The organism is Streptomyces sp. NPDC045678 (assembly GCF_056432085.1).
Genome location: NZ_JBWKJS010000003.1, coordinates 463,447 through 479,255, shown reverse-complemented (window position 1 = coordinate 479,255; position 15,809 = coordinate 463,447). Strand labels below are relative to the sequence as shown.

Here is a 15,809-nt window from a genome sequence, read left to right as displayed (position 1 = left end):
ATCGCGCAGTTCCCCGCGCCCCTTGGGTGGGACTCCTGGGCGCCTCCCCAGAGGCCAGGTCCGTCGGGGGCGGTCGGACGGGGGGCTGTGGGGGGACTGCCTAGGGGCGCGGGGAACTGCGCGAGCGGCCGCATTCGGGCCGCGCGGAAGAACAGACCGCGTCCGAGCAAGCACGGGCGGCCCGCACGGGAAGGGTGGCCTCAGTCGTCGTCCGTGTCGGGGACGACCTTCGCCCTCGGCGTGCCCCCCGCGCAGCGAATCTCGTACGGGAGGTCGGACTGCTCGTCGTCGTCGCCCGGCTCCGCCTCCAGGCGAGCCACCGCCGCAGGCCCACGCTCCACGTCGTCGTCGATGTGGAACCCGTCCGCCGGGCTCCAGGAGACGAGGCGGACCGTACCGTCGGCCCGGCACTCCACCGTCGCGGAGCCACCGGTGAAGCGGACCGTGGAGCGGTCGGCGGAGGGCGCCGAGGAGGGGGGCGGCGTCTGCGTCGAGGAGGGGGACGAGGGCGAGGAAGGGGGCGGGATCGTCGGCGTAGGGCGTGACGTGGGGGGTGACGAAAACGCCGTCAAGGCTCTCCGTACCGCCGCCTCGTCCAACGGACGACTGTGCGCCGCACCCCCCGCCCCATCAGCACTCGCCAACTGCCAAGCGCCAAGCGCCCCCGCAGCCGTCCCCACGGCAACCCACGCCGCCGTCACGACCGCGTTCCGCCACTTCCTCATCCCGCCACTGTGCCGCATCGTTTCCTAACGTCCGGTTAAGACCCCGCCAAGGCGCGCACCCCGGCCCTGACTACGGTGGTTGTATGGCGCATCTTCTCGTCGTCGAGGACGACCCCCAGCTCCGCGGCGCGCTCGTGCGGGCCCTGCGCGACAAGGGGCACGCCGTGGCGACCGCGCCGAGCGGCATGGCGGGTCTGGACGCGGCGGTGACCAGCAGGCCCGACCTGGTCGTGCTCGACCTGGGGCTGCCCGACGTCGACGGGGCGCAGGTACTGCGCATGCTGCGTGCCGTCAGCGACGTCCCCGTCATCGTGGCGACGGCGCGGGACGACGAACCCGAGATGGTCACCGTCCTGGAGGCCGGCGCGGACGACTACATCGTCAAGCCGTTCGGCGCCGCCCAACTCGACGCGAGGATCAAGGCCGTACTGCGCCGGCTCGGCGTGACCGAGACCGAGGAGCCGTTGCGCGTGGGCGGCCTCTCCGTCGACCCCGCCTCCCGCGAGGTCACCCTCGACGAGGCCGCCGTCGACCTGACCCCCCGCGAGTTCGACCTCCTCGCCTACCTCGCCCGCCGCCCCGGCCAGGTCGTCTCGCGCCGCGAACTCCTCGCCGAGGTCTGGCAACAGCCCCTGGGCGGCGCCGACAAGACCGTCGACGTCCATCTGTCCTGGCTCCGCCGCAAGCTCGGCGAGACGGCCCAGCGCCCCCGTTACCTGCACACCGTCCGCACGGTCGGCGTCAAACTCGCGGCACCCGGCGAACAGGACCCCTCCTGATGCGCCGCAGCCTCCTCCTCCTGACGGCCGCCACCACCGCCCTCGTCCTCACCGCGCTCCTCGTCCCCCTCACCCTCCTCACCCGGAGCCACGCGGCCGACCGCGCCACGGCCGAGGCGACCGCCCGCGCCCAGTGGGTCGCCCACGCCCTCGGCCCGGCCCTGGCGACCGCCGACGAGCGGGAGACGGCCGAGCAGACGGTGGAGAGCGTCAACGGGAAGGACCTGCCCAGCACGTCGCTCATCCTCGCCGACGGCCGGGTCGTCGGACCCCGCCTCGGACACGGGTCCGCCGTCACGGACCCGGTGCGCCTCGCCCGTACCGGCCGCGCCTTCACCTACGAGACCAGCTCGGGCGGCCGCCTCGTCCTGGTCCCCGTGCAGGGCGCCAAGGACGGCACGGCCGTCGTCCAAGTGACTCTCAGCGAGCGGCAGTTGTACGCGGGCACGCTCGCGTCCTGGCTCGTGCTGGCCGGCATCGGCGTCGGCCTCGTGCTCCTGGGTCTCCTGCTCGCCGACCGGCTCGGCGCGCGCCTGGTCGGTGCGACGCGCCGCCTCGCCCGTACCGCGGACCGGCTGGCCGCCGGCGACCTGACGGCCCGCGCCGAGCCGGAGGGCCCGCCCGAGCTGCGCCTGATCGCGGGCGAGCTGAACCGTCTCGCCGCCCGTATCGACGAGCTCCTCACCGCCGAGCGCGAGAACGCCGCCGACCTCGCGCACCGGCTGCGCACCCCCGTGGCCGCCCTGCGCCTGGACGCGGAGACCCTCCGCGATCCGGACGAGGCACACCGCATCGCCGCGGACGTCTCGGCTCTGGAGCGCAGCGTCGACGACGTGATCCGCAAGGCGCGGCGTCCCCTGCGCGAGGCTCCGCGCGCGGACCTGGCGGCGGTGGCGCGCGAACGTACGTCGTTCTGGGCGCCGTTGGCGGAGGACCAGAACCGGGCCGTGCGGACCACGACGCCGGACGACGGCAAGGTCCCCGCCCCCGCACCCGTCTCCGTGCCCGTCCCGGTGCCCGCGGACGAACTCGCCGCCGCCCTCGACGCGCTGATCGGCAACGTCCTGGACCACACCCCGCACGGCACGGCGTTCTCCCTCACGGTCCGCCGCACATCAGACGGGCAGGCGGAGCTGACCGTCGCCGACGAGGGGCCCGGTTTCCCCGACCCCGGGGCCGCCCCCGACCGCGGCACGAGCGGCGCGGGCTCCACGGGCCTCGGCCTGGACATCGCGCGCCGCACGGCGGAGGAGGCGGGCGGCACGTTCGAGACGGCGACGGCCACGCCCCGGGGCTCCGGCGCCCGCGTCACCCTGACCTTTCCCCTCACGCCCCCGCGCGAGCACCCCGCGGGAACGCCGTCCGTACCGCCCGGGCCCACTTGTTGATGCCCAGCTCGGGCCTGACCGCGGCGTACCCCCCGCAGTACTTGGTGAAGTCCGCCGCCCGCACCCCGAACCGGTGCAGCACGCGGTCGGCCTCCGTCAGATGCCCCTTGGTCTTGGTCTCCACCAGGACGAGTCCGCTGTCGGCGGCGGCGCTGCGTCCCGTCACCGTGTCCCGCACGACGAGCCCCGCGTCGCAGGTGACGCGCTGCCCGTCGGCGACGAACGTGGCCCGTTGGTAGTCGGTGACGAGCGAGGGGGTGAGGCCGTCCGGCGCCTCGATGCCGTACGAACCGCGGAGCACGCCCGCGAGGAACCCGAGCCGCACCCCGTCGAGGGCGTGATCGTCGCCTTCGAGCCGCTGCCGGTGCTTGACGGTCTCGCCGCGTCCGCTCTTCAGCTTGATCTCGAACTGCCGCTCGCCGCTGTCCCGGTAGACGCGCTCCCGTATGCGGTAGCGGAGGCGCCGGCCCTGGCGGTGGTCGTGGAAGGTGCCCAGGTCGGGGGTGTCGTAGTACGTCGAGTGGTAGCGGAACCAGCGTTTGCCGCCGACGCTGAGCGCCCGGAAGGGGCCGCCGGCCCTGCGTGGATCGGTGAGCAGGGCGGCGAGGTCCTCGAAGATCTCGACCGGTACGAGGTAGCTGTTGTCGAAGCGGGCGAGCAGCTCCGCCCTTGCGTTGACCTCGTCCAGCGCGATGGGGTGCGCGGCGGTGGCGGCGCGGCCGATGGCGCGTACGGCGGGGTTCACACGGTCTCCTTCGGGTGGCTGGGGGCGATCGTGCGGGACCGGGTCGTGCGTCGTCGTACCGTCAACTCCCGGGACACCGCGGAAGGTTCCGGCTGACGGAAACGTACTTCCAGGACCATGAGGTCGCGTACGTAATCGACTTCCTGGACGGTCCACCCGAGCGGCTCCCCGAGCCGCCGCGCGAGCTCCGCCCGCAGGGACTCCTCCTCGCGGTGGACGGAGTCCAGCGTGACGACGGCCCGCCGGTCGCGAGCGAAGAGGCGGGGGTGGTCGGCGCCGTACATCACGACGAGCAGGACACCGGCGAGGAGCGCCGCCACGGGCAGTCCGAGCGCGGGCAGACCGCAGAGGAGACCGAGTACGAGGGTGATGAAGTAGTACGCGACTTCCTGGTGCTGCAGCGCGTCGGAGCGCAGCCGCACGATCGAGAGCACGCCGAAGAGCCCGAACCCGAGAGCGAGCCCGCCGTCACCGCCGACGGTCCCGAGCCCGGCGACGATCGCGAACAGCGCGACGTTCAGGGCGAGATAGGCGGGGACGAGCTCGCGCCTCCGGTGCCGCGGATAGAACACGCCGAAGGTCAACAGGGCGACGGCGGCCAGGTCGAGCCCCAGGTGGGCGCAGAGGGTCAGTGTGCTGTCCATGGCAAGGACGCTAGGGAGCGGCGGGTTAAGGGCGCCCCTGGCGGACGTTAACGAACTAGCCCCCGCGCGACCCATGCCGATTGATTGACAGCATGCTGTCATTAGGACAGCATGCTTACAGAAGCGCAAGGCACGCCACTCGCTTTCTCGGAGGCTCGTATGTCCCCCACGTCCCGCAAGCCCGTGCACCTCGCCCTCTACGACACGTTCGCCGACTGGGAGACCGGCCACGCCACGGCCTGGCTCGCCCGCTTCGGCTACGAGGTCCGTACGGTCGCCGCGTCGGCCGAACCCGTCGTCTCCATCGGCGGCCTGCGCGTCCAGCCCGACCTCTCCCTCCCCGAACTGCGCCCCGAGGACAGCTCCTTGCTGATCCTGCCGGGCGCGGACCTGTGGGACACGAGCGACGACCTCGCCCCGTTCGCCCGCACGGCCCGCGCGTTCCTGGACGCGGGCGTCCCTGTCGGCGCGATCTGCGGAGCCACGGCGGGCCTCGCCCGCGAGGGCCTGCTCGACGACCGCGCCCACACGAGCGCGGCGTCGATGTACCTGACCGCCACCGGCTACAAGGGCGGCGAGAGATACGTCGAGACGGACGCGGTGACCGACGGCGACCTGATCACGGCGGGCCCCACGGAGCCGGTCGCGTTCGCCCGCGAGATCTTCGGCCGCCTCGGCGACGTGCTCGACGGCGAGAAGCTCGACGCGTGGTACCGCCTCTTCCACGACTCGGACCCGGCGGCGTACGAGACGCTGAACTCGTGAGCGACGACGCACAGATGCCCACGCCCGCTTCCCCTTCCCCCTCACCCTCCCCCGCCCCCTCCCACCAGGACCTGCTGACCCGCACGGCCCTGACGGTCTTCCGCCTCAACGGCCGGTTCCTCACCGCGTCCGAGGGACTGGCCGGGCCCGCGGGGCTCACCGCGGCCTGGTGGCAGGTGCTCGGCGCGGTGCTGCGCGAGCCGCTGCCGGTCGCGGGCATCGCCCGCACGATGGGCATCACCCGCCAGAGCGTGCAGCGGGTGGCGGACCTCCTCGTCCGCAAGGGCCTCGCCCAATACACCCCGAACCCGGCCCACCGCCGCGCCAAACTGCTCCGCCCGACGGACGAGGGCCGGGCGGCCGTCTCCCGCATCGACCCGGGCCACGCGGAACTGGCGGACCGCTTGGCGGCCGCGCTCGGCGAGGCGGAGTTCGCGGAGACGGCACGGGTGCTGGAACGCCTTGCCACGGTCCTGGACGACGTCGTCGACGCGGACCGGCGATCCGCCGCCGCCGATCCCGATCTCTGAACACCCGCACCACCAGCGCCCTATTGCCTCCCCGCCGTGTCAACGGTCAGTAGACTCCTCACCCTGTTGCACACCAGTGGGGGAGGTCGGTGCGGCGATGGAGAAGCTCGTGCCTGGGGATCCGCAGCGGATCGGCGCGTACCGTCTGTTGGCGCGGCTCGGGGCCGGGGGCATGGGGCACGTGTACCTCGCTCGGTCCGAGCGTGGTCGCACGGTCGCCGTGAAGCTCGTTCGGCAGGAGCTCGCCGAGCAGGAGGAGTTCCGGAACCGGTTCCGGCAGGAGGTGCAGGCCGCCCGGCAGGTCGGCGGCGCCTGGACCGCGCCGGTCCTGGACGCCGACACCGAGGCCGCCATCCCGTGGCTCGCCACCGGTTACGTCGCCGGGCCCTCGCTGCAGAGCGTCGTCTCGCACGATCACGGGCCGTTGCCCGAGCGGTCCGTCAACATCCTCGGCGCCGGGCTCGCGCACGCCCTCAAGGACATCCACGCCGCCGGCATGGTCCACCGTGACCTCAAGCCGAGCAATGTCCTCGTCACCATCGACGGGCCCCGCGTCATCGACTTCGGGATCGCGCGAGCGCTGGAGACCGTCACCGACGGCGGTCTCACCCGTACCGGCGCGCTCGTCGGGTCGCCCGGCTTCATGGCCCCCGAACAGGTGCGGGGGGATCGGATCACTCCTGCCTGTGACGTCTTCTGTCTCGGGTCCGTGCTCGCCTACGCCGCCTCCGGCGCCCTGCCCTTCGGAACCGCCAACAGCGGCGTGCACGCGCTGATGTTCCGCATCGCGCAGGAGGAGCCGGATCTGGCGGCGCTTCCCGAAGGGCTCGCGGAGCTGATCGCCGCCTGCCTTCGCAAGGAACCGGGCGACCGGCCCTCCCTCGACGAGGTCCTTGAGCGTACGGGGGCCGCCGACGCCCTGGGGGACGGGCACACCCTCGATCCCTGGCTCCCGGGAGCCCTCGTCGCCCAACTGGGACGCCACGCCGTCCAGTTGCTGGAGACCGAGGATCCCGAGGACGACGCGGAGAGTGCTGAGGGTGCGGGGAGTACTGGGAGTGGTAGGAGTGCTGGGGGTGCCGGCGACGGCTCCGTCGGTGCGGCGCAGGACGCCACTCCTCCCCCGCCCGGCAAGCCCGGCACCGCTCCCCTCGACCACCTGCCCACCATGGTCTCCGGGCAGGCCCCTTCCACGCCTCCGCCCAGCGTCCCGGTGTACGGATATCCGCAGCACGTCCCGGCGCAGCCACCCCAGCACCCCGCCTACGGCTACCCCCACCAGGCCGCCCCGCCCGGCTTTGGCCCCACTCCCCCGTACGGGCCCGTCCCGCCGCCCGAGCCCGCGCGGCGCAGCGGGCGGTCCACCGCCGCGCTCATCGTCGTCGCCCTGATAGTGGCTCTCGGAGCGGGCGGCACCGTCTACGCCGTCATGAACGGCGACGGCACCGACGACAAGACGCGCGACGACTCCGCCAACGGGAACAGCGCCAGCAGCGCGCCCAAGACTCCGGACTCCGCCTCGCCGACGCCCGAGCCGAGCACGCCCGGCCCGTCGGCGTCCGGCACCGGCGAAGGCGCCGTCCCGGACAAGTACCTCGGCACCTGGTCCGGCGGCCTCGACACCAAAGACGGTCACAGCACCCGCGAACTCACCATCCAGCAGGGCGAGGAGGGCGACACCGTGCTGTCCGTGACGGCCGACGGACCCGCCGCCGGGGGCGGCACCTATCACTGCGTCTTCCAGGGCAAACTCGTCTCCGCGTCCGGCGAGCGGCTGCGCATCGGACCCACCGAGATCACCGTCGGCGAGCCCATGGTGTCCTGCACGCCCGGCGACCCGAGCGTCATCACCATCCTCGGCAACGGCAAGCTGCGGCGCGCCAACACGGACGGCAGCGGCGAGTTGACGTACGACAAGGGGAACTGAGCGCCCTTAAGGCATACGGGCGGGGGAACTGAAGCCCCGTAAGACGTACGGCGGGGGAACTGAATCCTCCGCGAACAGTCGTCGACCAGACGGCGAAGCCCGCGCCCCCGGCCCGCCCGCGCCGCCTACCGTCACCGCCCATGGACTGGTTGAGCGCCGAGAACACCATCGCCGTGCTCACGGCTGTCCTCGGGCTCGCCGCCACGGTCGGCGCGCTCTGGTACGAGCGGCGCGTCCCTCGGCGCAAACGGATCGGCTACCGGGTGCAGCTGGACACCGCCATAGGCGACAACGTGCGGACGGGCGGCGCCAACGCCCGCCTCGGCCTGTTCGACGAGACCCCCGAGATGTCCGACGCCACGCTCGTCCTGCTGCGCGTCGAGAACGACGGCTCCCAAGCCGTCTCCGACGCCGACTACAGCGGGCGCGCGCTGCACGGACTCACCGCCGTCTTCACGGGACGCACCGTCCGCGGCCTCGCCGTCACCGCGCCGTCCGGCGACGACCACCTGATGGAGCACTTCACCGCCGCGGCCGGGCTGCGGTACGAGGGCAGCACCCTGCACATCCCGCGCGTCCCGCTCAACAGGGGACAGCACTACAAGCTGCTCGTCCTGCTCACCGGCGGGCCCGTCGGCGGCGAGGTCACCCTGTCCGGCGGCATCCAGGCCGGTGACGTACAGCCCAACCGCTCCACCACCCTCGACGACAAGCCGCCGCTGCTGTCCCGGCCCGCACAGCTCCTGACCGTCCTGCTCACCCTGTCCGTCGTCACCCTGGCCTCGATCATCGTGCTCCGCGAGGACGACCCGCCGCCGCCCATCGAGTGCGCGGCCGGTGAGCTGACGGTGCTCGGTTCGACGGCGTTCGCGCCGGTCGTCGAGGAGCTCGCCGACAAGTACGAGGACGACTGCCCCGGTTCCGACATCACGGTCAGCGCCCACGGCAGCGCGGCGGGCGTGCGCGAACTGGACGACGCGGGGCGGAAGTACGGGCGGGCGGGGGGCGGCAAAGGGGCGCCTCCTCTTCTCGCCTTCTCCGACGGGCCGAAGTCCGACGGCCTGCCCCGGCTCGCCGAGACCCGCGTCGCCGTCTCCGTCTTCGCCCTCGTCCTCAACGACCGCGTACCGCTGCGGAACCTGACCCTGCCGCAGGTGCGCCGCCTCTACCGCGGCGACGTCCGCAACTGGAAGGAGCTCGGCGGGCCCGACCTGCCGGTCGTCCTGGTCAGCCGCGGTTCGAGCTCCGGGACCCGCGACACGCTCCAGCGGCGCGTCCTCGGCGGCACCTTCGAGATCAAGGCGTCGTCCAACGACTGCCTCGCCCAGGACGACCGGTCCGTCCCCGTCACCCGCTGCGAACTCGACTCCACCGACCAGGTCCTCGACGCCGTCGGCCGCATCCCCGGCGCCATCGGCTACAGCGAACTCCGCGCCGCCTCCGGCCTGAAAGGCCTGCACCGCCTCGACCTGGAGGGCCACGCCCCCTCGACCGACCAGCTCCTGAAGACCGGCTACCCCTACCGCGAGATCGAGTACGCCTACACCTACGGCCTGCCGCCCGCCGACTCCCTCGCCGCGGGGTTCCTCGCCTACGCGCGCGGCACCGGCCTCGACGTCATCCGCACCCACGGCCATCTGCCGTGCGCGACCCCGGAGGGCCTGCGCGTCTGCGGCGACGACTCACGGCCCGGCTGACGGGGGCAGGAGCGGTAGCGGGGGAAGTTGCCGGTGTCGACGGACCAGGCACCCATCTGGACGGTGTCACCGAACTTGTAGTGGCGCGGGGCGTCCGCGTACCGCGGTTCGCCGGCGGACGTGTCGGGGCCGGAGTGCACGGTGATGGTGCCGTCACGGGGGTCGACGATCACATAGACGGGTACGCCCATGCGGGGGTAGTCGCGGAGTTTGGTGACGTGGTCGTTACCCGGGTTCGAGGGGGAGACGACTTCGACAGCGGCGGAGACGTCGGGGGCGAAGGTGGCGAAGTCCTCGGTCTGCCGGTCCCAGGCCTCGGTCGTCAGAATCAGCAGGTCAGCCGTCCGGCCCAGGCCCAGGTCGGGACGGTGAACCCGTGTTCCGGGGAGGGCGACTGCGTCGCGATCCTGGTTCTCGACCTGCAGGCCGATCTGCATCACGATCCGACCGCGCGGATTGGAGGGGGACATCATGTGGACGGTGATCTCCTGATCCGTGATGTCTGCCCGCACCCGCTCACCCCGGTTCTCCGCCAAGGCTGCGCACTCATCGGCCTACTCCTCGCTCGGGCATGTCGGAGATGCCCTCCCACGGTAACGCCGCTGGCTGTCATGCCCGCCAGTCTTCCGGGCATGACGAAGGGGTGGGTCGCACTCCAGCGCGACCCACCCCTTCGAGTGAGCTACCCGTCGTCTCGCGACGACGGCTCAGACGAACGAGTTGATCTCGATCGTCTCCGTGCGGCCCGGGCCCACGCCGATCGCGGAGATCGGCGCGCCGGACATCTCCTCCAGCGCCTTCACGTAACCCTGCGCGTTCTTCGGCAGGTCGGAGAAGGTCTGCGCCTTGGTGATGTCCTCGGACCAGCCCGGCAGCATCTCGTAGATCGGCTTCGCGTGGTGGAAGTCGGTCTGGTTGTACGGGAGCTCCTCGACGCGCTTGCCGTCGATCTCGTACGCCACGCAGACCGGGATCTGCTCCCAGCCGGTGAGGACGTCGAGCTTCGTGAGGAAGAAGTCCGTCAGGCCGTTGACGCGCGTCGCGTAGCGGGCGATCGGGGCGTCGAACCAGCCGCAGCGGCGGTCACGGCCCGTGGTGACACCGCGCTCGCCGCCGATGCGGCGCAGGTCCTCGCCGTCCTGGTCGAACAGCTCGGTCGGGAAGGGGCCCGCGCCGACGCGGGTCGTGTACGCCTTCAGGATGCCGATGACCCGGCTGATCTTCGTCGGGCCGACGCCCGTACCCGTGCAGGCGCCGCCCGCGGTCGGGTTCGAGGAGGTGACGAAGGGGTACGTGCCGTGGTCCACGTCCAGGAGCGTGCCCTGGCCGCCCTCGAACAGGACGACTTTGTCGTCGTCGAGCGCGTTGTTCAGGATCAGCGTGGTGTCGGCGACGTACTGCTTGATGTTCTCGCCGTGCTCCAGGAGCGTCTCGACGATCTGCTCCGCCTCGATCGCGCGGCGGTTGAACACCTTCGTCAGGAGCTGGTTCTTCTGCTCCAGGGCCGCTTCGACCTTCTGCTGCAGAATCGACTCGTCATAGAGGTCCTGCACGCGGATGCCGGTGCGGTTGATCTTGTCGGCGTAGGTCGGGCCGATGCCGCGGCCCGTCGTGCCGATCTTCCGCTTGCCGAGGAAACGCTCGCCGACCTTGTCGACCGTCACGTTGTACGGCGTGATGATGTGCGCGTTTCCGCTGATCAGCAGCTTCGACGTGTCGACGCCGCGCTCGTTCAGACCGCTCAGCTCGGAGAGCAGGACCGACGGGTCGACGACGACTCCGTTGCCGATGACGGGCACGCAGTCCGGGGAGAGAATCCCGGAAGGGAGGAGATGCAGCGCGTACTTCTGGTCGCCTACGACGACCGTGTGGCCGGCGTTGTTGCCGCCCTGGTAGCGCACTACATAGTCCACGGAGCCACCGAGCAGGTCAGTGGCCTTTCCCTTGCCTTCGTCACCCCACTGAGCACCGAGCAGCACAAGTGCGGGCACAGGCGTACACCCCTTCCGGGCGGGGCATGTCCAAGGTCTGGGGCCGTAGCCGCCGTATGGGTGTGCCTTGGATGCTGCCCCGGAATAGACGAAGCCCCTGGCGCAATAGCGCAAGGGGCTCTTGCACAAAGATGCTACCCGAGGTCTCAAAGAACGGCTAAAAGAAAGGGCGCACGTTGTCGGCTCGCGACCAGCTCCTAGTCGTCATCGACCCGGTCGCCCGGCGCACGGACGGTGAGTCGGTGCGGATCGCGAAGGACGTGCTCGGTGCGGGTGCGGCGGTCCGTCTCTGCCTGCCGGACGGGCCCGAGGACTTCACGAAAGCGCTGGCCAGGAGGGGTACGCGGCGGCTCGTGGTGGTCGGGGACGACCGGGCGCTGCTGCGGGCGGTGGGGGTGCTGCACCGGGAGCGGGACCTCGCCGGGTGCGCGCTTTCCGTCGTCCCCGTGGGCGCCGCGCAGACGCTGACGCTGACGCGCGGGCTCGGGGTGCCGGCGGGGGCCGTGGCCGCGGCGCGGGCGGTCCTCGAGGGCGCCGAACGGAGACTCGACCTGCTGGTGGACGACAGTGACGGGGTCGTGGTCGGTGATCTTCGGATTCCGCCGGTGGGCAGGGGCCGGGTGGGGGTTGATGACGTGGATGCCGTCTCCTCGGCTGTGGGCGCGGGGTCCTCTCGGGTGGTCGCCGGGAGGGTGGGGGGCACGGCGGAGGGGCATGCGTGGTTCCGCTCTTGCCAGTCGTTCGTACGCACGCTCGCGGCGCGTCCCGCCCGGCCCTCTCGGACCGCGCCGCCGGCCCGGCTCCGGATCGAGGCGGACGGGGTCACGCTCGTGGGCCTCGACCAGCCCGTCGAGGGCGTTCGCGTCACCGCGGGAGGCGGTGGGCTGGCCCGTGTGGAGGTCCGTCCGTCGCCGTCGGCGGGGGCGGATGCTTCGCCGGTACGGGTGCGGGCGCGGACGGTGACTGTTTCGGGGGCGGATTTTCGGTACCGGGCGGACTCGGTGGTGGCGGGGCCTGTGCGGACTCGTACGTGGACGGTGCGGGCTCGGGCCTGGGGGCTTACGTTGCCTCGGTGAGGGTTCTGGCGGGGCGCCTTGGGGGGCCTTAAGGGGGGGGCGCCTTGGGCTGGGTTTCTGCGCCTGGCGTTCGGTGGGGGGCGGGGCCGCGGGGGTATGTGCGTACTCGCCATCCCTGCGTCAGGGTCGGATGTTTCCGGGCGTCCTCGTTTGCTCTGTGCTCCGTGCGCACATACCCCCACGTCCCCTCGCGTCTCGTACGCGGGTGCGGCGGCGGGGCGGGGCGGGATGCGGGCTCAGGGGGTTACCAGGAGGTGTTCGTAGCCTCGGATCACGAAGTTTTGGGGGGTGGGCGGGGGTGTCGCCAGGGTGAGGGTGGGGGCCTGGCGGAGCAGGGCGTGGAGGGATGCCGTCAGTTCCATGCGGGCCAGGGGCGCGCCGATGCAGTAGTGGATGCCCGCGCTGAAGGAGATGTGCGGGTTGTCGCGGCGGGACAGGTTCAGTGCGGTGGGGGCGTCGAAGACCGTTGGGTCGTGGTTGGCGGAGCCGAAGAGGAGTGCCAGCTCCGCGCCGCGCGGGATCGTCACGCCGCCGATCTCGATGTCGTCGAGGACCCAGCGCTCGAAGAGCTGGAGCGGGGTGTCGTACCGCATCAGTTCCTCGACCGCCGTGGGGGCGAGTCCGGCCGGGTCGGCCCGCAGCGCGGCCAGCTGTGCCGGGTTGCGGAACAGCGCGTACCAGCCGTTGACCGTGGCGTTCACCGTCGCCTCGTGGCCCGCGTCGAGGAGCAGCACGCACGTGGAGATCATCTCCTGCTCGCTGAGCGACTCCCCGTCCTCGTACGCCGCGATCAGGGACGAGATCAGGTCCTCGCCCGGTTTGTTGCGGCGGGCCGTTATCAGTTCGTGTAGGTATGCGGTGAATTCGCGGCTGGCGCGGACCGCTTGTGCCGCCGTCTCCTCGGAGGGGTTCAGCTCGTACATTCCGCAGATCGCCGCCGACCAGGGGCGCAGCAGGGCCCGGTCGCTCTCGGGAATGCCCAGCATCTGGGCGATGACCGCCACCGGCAGCGGTTCGGCCACGCGGGCCTTCAGGTCGCCGCCGCCGGCCGTCAGGAAGTCGCTTACGAGGTCTTCCGCCAACTGGGTTATGTACGGGTGGAGTTGGGCGATGGTTCGGGGGGTGAACGCCTTGGAGACCAGGCGGCGGATGCGGGTGTGGGTGGGAGCCTCCAGGTCGAGCATGCCGTTGTCGTTGAGGGTGTGGAACGGCTCGTGCTCGGGCGGCGGGGGCGTGCGGCCGAACTCCTCGTGCGTGAAGCGGTGCAGGTACGTGCGGCCCAGGCGCCGGTCACGGAGGAGGGCCGCCACGTCCGCGTGGTGCGGGATCAGCCACTGGCCGGTGGGCTCGTAGTAGTGGGCGCGGCCCGCCTCGCGCAGGCGTGCGTACGCCGGGTAGGGGTCGGCCAGGAACTCCGGTGACGAGGGGGCGAAGACCTCGGAGGCTACGTCCATGGACGGACGCTAGTCCCGTTCAGCCCGGCGTGACCAGCCTCGCCTCGTACGCGAACACCGCCGCCTGCGTGCGGTCCCGCAGCCCCAGCTTCACCAGGACCCGGCTGACGTGCGTCTTGATGGTCGACTCGGCGACCACGAGCCGGGAGGCGATCTCCGCGTTCGACAGGCCCTGCGCGATGAGGACGAGGACCTCCGTCTCGCGCTCGGTGAGCTCCCCGTACTGCTGCGCCTGGACCGTCGCCGAGAGCCGCGGCGTCTCCGCGAGCTTCGAGAACTCCGTGATCAGACGGCGCGTCACGGTCGGCGCGAGCAGTGCCTCGCCGGACGCCACCACCCTTACGCCGTCCGCGAGTTGGCGTGCCGACGCGTCCTTGAGGAGGAAGCCGGAGGCGCCCGCGCGGAGCGCCTGGTAGACGTACTCGTCGAGGTCGAAGGTGGTCAGGACGAGCACCTTCGAGTTGCCCTCGGACGCGATGATCTCGCGGGTCGCCTCGATGCCGTTCAGCTCGGGCATGCGGATGTCCATCAGGACGACGTCGGGGGCGAGTTCACGGACGCGCTCGACCGCCTCGCGTCCGTTGACGGCCTCGCCGATGACCTCGATGTCGGGCATGGCGTTCAGGAGGACGGAGAAGCCCTCGCGCACCATCATCTGGTCGTCGGCGATCAGCACCTTGATCGTCATGCGTCATCTCCCGCCGGGTCCATGCGGTCCGCGAGCGGCACCGGCAGGAAGACCGTGACCTCGTAGCCGCCGTCGGCGGCCGGTTCCGCCGTCATCTCGCCGTTCAGCATCGTCACGCGCTCCCGCATGCCGGTGATGCCGTGGCCCGCGCCCGGTGAGGGCTTGACCAGGCCGGTCGCCGGGCCGTTCACGACGCGCAGGCCCAGGCCGCCGAGGACGTAGCCGACCTCGACGCGCGCGGCGGCGCCGGGCGCGTGGCGCAGGCTGTTGCTCAGCGCCTCCTGCACGATGCGGTACGCGGAGAGCTCCACGCCCTGCGGGAGTTCCCTGACCGCTCCGGTGATCACCTTGTCGACGGTCAGGCCGGCGTCGCGGACGTTGTCCAGGAGCCGGTCGAGGTCGGCGAGCGTGGGCTGCGGGGCGTCCGGCGCCTCGTAGTCCTCCGCCCGTACGACGCCGAGGACGCGGCGCAGTTCGGTGAGCGCGGACACCGCGTTCTCGCGGATCGTCACGAACGCCTGCTCCAGCTCGGGCGGCGGGTTCTCCACGCGGTAGGGCGCGGCCTCGGCCTGGATGGCGACGACGGACATGTGGTGGGCGACCACGTCGTGCAGCTCGCGGGCGATGTTCGTGCGCTCCTCGAGCAGCGTGCGCTTGTCGCGCTCGATGGCGGTGACGGTGCGCTGCACGGTGACCTCGCGCTGCGCCTCGCGGCGCACGTGCACCACGGTGGTGACCAGGAGTGCGAGCGCCGAGAAGAACAGCATCATCGGGGCGTCGGAGGCGCCGGGCGACCCGAGCCACACCTCCGTGACGAGGCTGTACGCCGCCGTGGCGAGCCACATCCACAGGGCGGTGCGCGGGCCGGTCCTGGCCGCGACGACGACCATCACCACGATGTGCGCGAAGAACGCGGCGGGCGTCCACGGCCAGCCGTCGTACGTGTTGCCGAGCACCGCGGTGAACGGGGTCGTGGCGAGCGAGACCCAGAAGGCGCCGACCGGCCTGACCAGGGTCATCAGGACGGCGGCCGCCGGGACGAAGCCGGTGAGGAGGTGCGCGACCTCGTCGGTGCCGAGGCCCACGTTGTACGCGATGGTCAGGGTGAAGAGGGCCGCGGCGCCCACCAGGGCGTGCGGGGTCCACACGGCGTACCCGCGTATCCGTTGCGGGAGGAGGCGGGCCAGGCGGCCCTCCGTCGCCGCGGGCGGCAGCAGCCGGTAGGCGAAGGCGTCGTGGAACAGCGCCTCGCGCAGGCCGCCGAAGGCCTCCCGCACGAGGTGGTACTCGGGGCTCTTCCGGCCTCTGGCCTTGAGCTGCTCAGTCGTATCGGTCACGTCTACGAAGGTAAGGGCAGGCGGCAGACGGGTCGTCCACAGCAAGACGGGTTCCGCGGGGTC

15 protein-coding genes are annotated in these 15,809 nt (G+C 71.9%); 7 read left to right on the top strand and 8 right to left on the bottom strand.

Translation table 11 applies throughout. The annotated features are described in order from the left end of the window. Positions 1–200 precede the first annotated feature (200 nt). On the bottom strand, positions 201–572 hold the full coding sequence (locus AC07DO_RS13130; protein WP_479059234.1) for a hypothetical protein: 372 nt from the start codon (positions 570–572) through the stop codon (positions 201–203). 236 nt (positions 573–808) lie between these two features. On the opposite strand from AC07DO_RS13130, the gene AC07DO_RS13125 reads away from it, so the two are divergent. Further along, complete coding sequence (locus AC07DO_RS13125) at positions 809–1,504, top strand: response regulator transcription factor (RefSeq protein WP_479059232.1); 696 nt, start codon at positions 809–811, stop codon at positions 1,502–1,504. Further along, positions 1,504–2,892, top strand: coding sequence for a sensor histidine kinase (locus tag AC07DO_RS13120; protein WP_479059230.1), 1,389 nt, complete (start codon positions 1,504–1,506; stop codon positions 2,890–2,892). The genes AC07DO_RS13125 and AC07DO_RS13120 overlap by 1 nt, the downstream gene beginning before the upstream one ends. Here the strand turns inward: AC07DO_RS13120 and AC07DO_RS13115 are convergent. After that, positions 2,831–3,637: a VTC domain-containing protein gene (locus AC07DO_RS13115; protein ID WP_479059228.1), complete on the bottom strand. Its 807-nt coding sequence runs from the start codon at positions 3,635–3,637 to the stop codon at positions 2,831–2,833. The genes AC07DO_RS13120 and AC07DO_RS13115 overlap by 62 nt on opposite strands. Continuing rightward, a complete protein-coding gene (locus tag AC07DO_RS13110) occupies positions 3,634–4,281 on the bottom strand; it encodes a DUF4956 domain-containing protein (RefSeq protein WP_479059226.1) in 648 nt (215 codons plus the stop codon). The genes AC07DO_RS13115 and AC07DO_RS13110 overlap by 4 nt, the downstream gene beginning before the upstream one ends. 159 nt (positions 4,282–4,440) lie before the next feature. Between AC07DO_RS13110 and AC07DO_RS13105 the strand changes: the two genes are divergently transcribed. The 4 genes from AC07DO_RS13105 to AC07DO_RS13090 all read left to right on the top strand — a co-directional run bounded on the left by AC07DO_RS13105 (position 4,441) and on the right by AC07DO_RS13090 (position 9,200). Further along, a complete protein-coding gene (locus AC07DO_RS13105; protein ID WP_479059225.1) occupies positions 4,441–5,046 on the top strand; it encodes a DJ-1/PfpI family protein in 606 nt (201 codons plus the stop codon). A 14-nt stretch (positions 5,047–5,060) separates the two neighbouring features. Further along, positions 5,061–5,576, top strand: coding sequence for a MarR family winged helix-turn-helix transcriptional regulator (locus tag AC07DO_RS13100; protein WP_479059726.1), 516 nt, complete (start codon positions 5,061–5,063; stop codon positions 5,574–5,576). Between the two features lie 97 nt (positions 5,577–5,673). Beyond that, positions 5,674–7,503, top strand: a complete 1,830-nt coding sequence (locus tag AC07DO_RS13095) for a serine/threonine-protein kinase (protein WP_479059223.1) — start codon at positions 5,674–5,676, stop codon at positions 7,501–7,503. 140 nt (positions 7,504–7,643) lie between these two features. Beyond that, positions 7,644–9,200 (top strand): substrate-binding domain-containing protein, encoded by a 1,557-nt coding sequence (locus tag AC07DO_RS13090; RefSeq protein ID WP_479059221.1) that lies wholly within the window; start codon positions 7,644–7,646, stop codon positions 9,198–9,200. Here the strand turns inward: AC07DO_RS13090 and AC07DO_RS13085 are convergent. After that, entirely contained in the window at positions 9,095–9,736 is a 642-nt protein-coding gene (locus tag AC07DO_RS13085; protein ID WP_479059220.1) for a Uma2 family endonuclease, read from the bottom strand. The genes AC07DO_RS13090 and AC07DO_RS13085 overlap by 106 nt on opposite strands. Positions 9,737–9,907: 171 nt before the next feature. After that, positions 9,908–11,191, bottom strand: a complete 1,284-nt coding sequence (locus AC07DO_RS13080) for an adenylosuccinate synthase (protein ID WP_479059219.1) — start codon at positions 11,189–11,191, stop codon at positions 9,908–9,910. 176 nt (positions 11,192–11,367) lie between these two features. On the opposite strand from AC07DO_RS13080, the gene AC07DO_RS13075 reads away from it, so the two are divergent. After that, positions 11,368–12,267, top strand: coding sequence for a diacylglycerol kinase (locus tag AC07DO_RS13075; RefSeq protein ID WP_479059218.1), 900 nt, complete (start codon positions 11,368–11,370; stop codon positions 12,265–12,267). Positions 12,268–12,503: 236 nt separating this feature from the next. Here AC07DO_RS13075 and AC07DO_RS13070 read toward each other — a convergent pair whose 3' ends face one another. Genes AC07DO_RS13070 through AC07DO_RS13060 form a run of 3 tightly spaced genes read right to left on the bottom strand, consistent with a single transcriptional unit; the run spans position 12,504 to position 15,746 of the window. After that, positions 12,504–13,721 (bottom strand): cytochrome P450, encoded by a 1,218-nt coding sequence (locus tag AC07DO_RS13070; RefSeq protein ID WP_479059217.1) that lies wholly within the window; start codon positions 13,719–13,721, stop codon positions 12,504–12,506. A gap of 19 nt (positions 13,722–13,740) precedes the next feature. Further along, positions 13,741–14,409 (bottom strand): response regulator, encoded by a 669-nt coding sequence (locus tag AC07DO_RS13065; protein WP_479059216.1) that lies wholly within the window; start codon positions 14,407–14,409, stop codon positions 13,741–13,743. Next, the gene (locus AC07DO_RS13060; RefSeq protein ID WP_479059215.1) at positions 14,406–15,746 is read right to left on the bottom strand and encodes a sensor histidine kinase; all 1,341 of its coding nucleotides are present in this window, start codon (positions 15,744–15,746) and stop codon (positions 14,406–14,408) included. Before AC07DO_RS13060 ends, AC07DO_RS13065 begins: the two co-directional genes overlap by 4 nt. Positions 15,747–15,809: the final 63 nt, after the last annotated feature.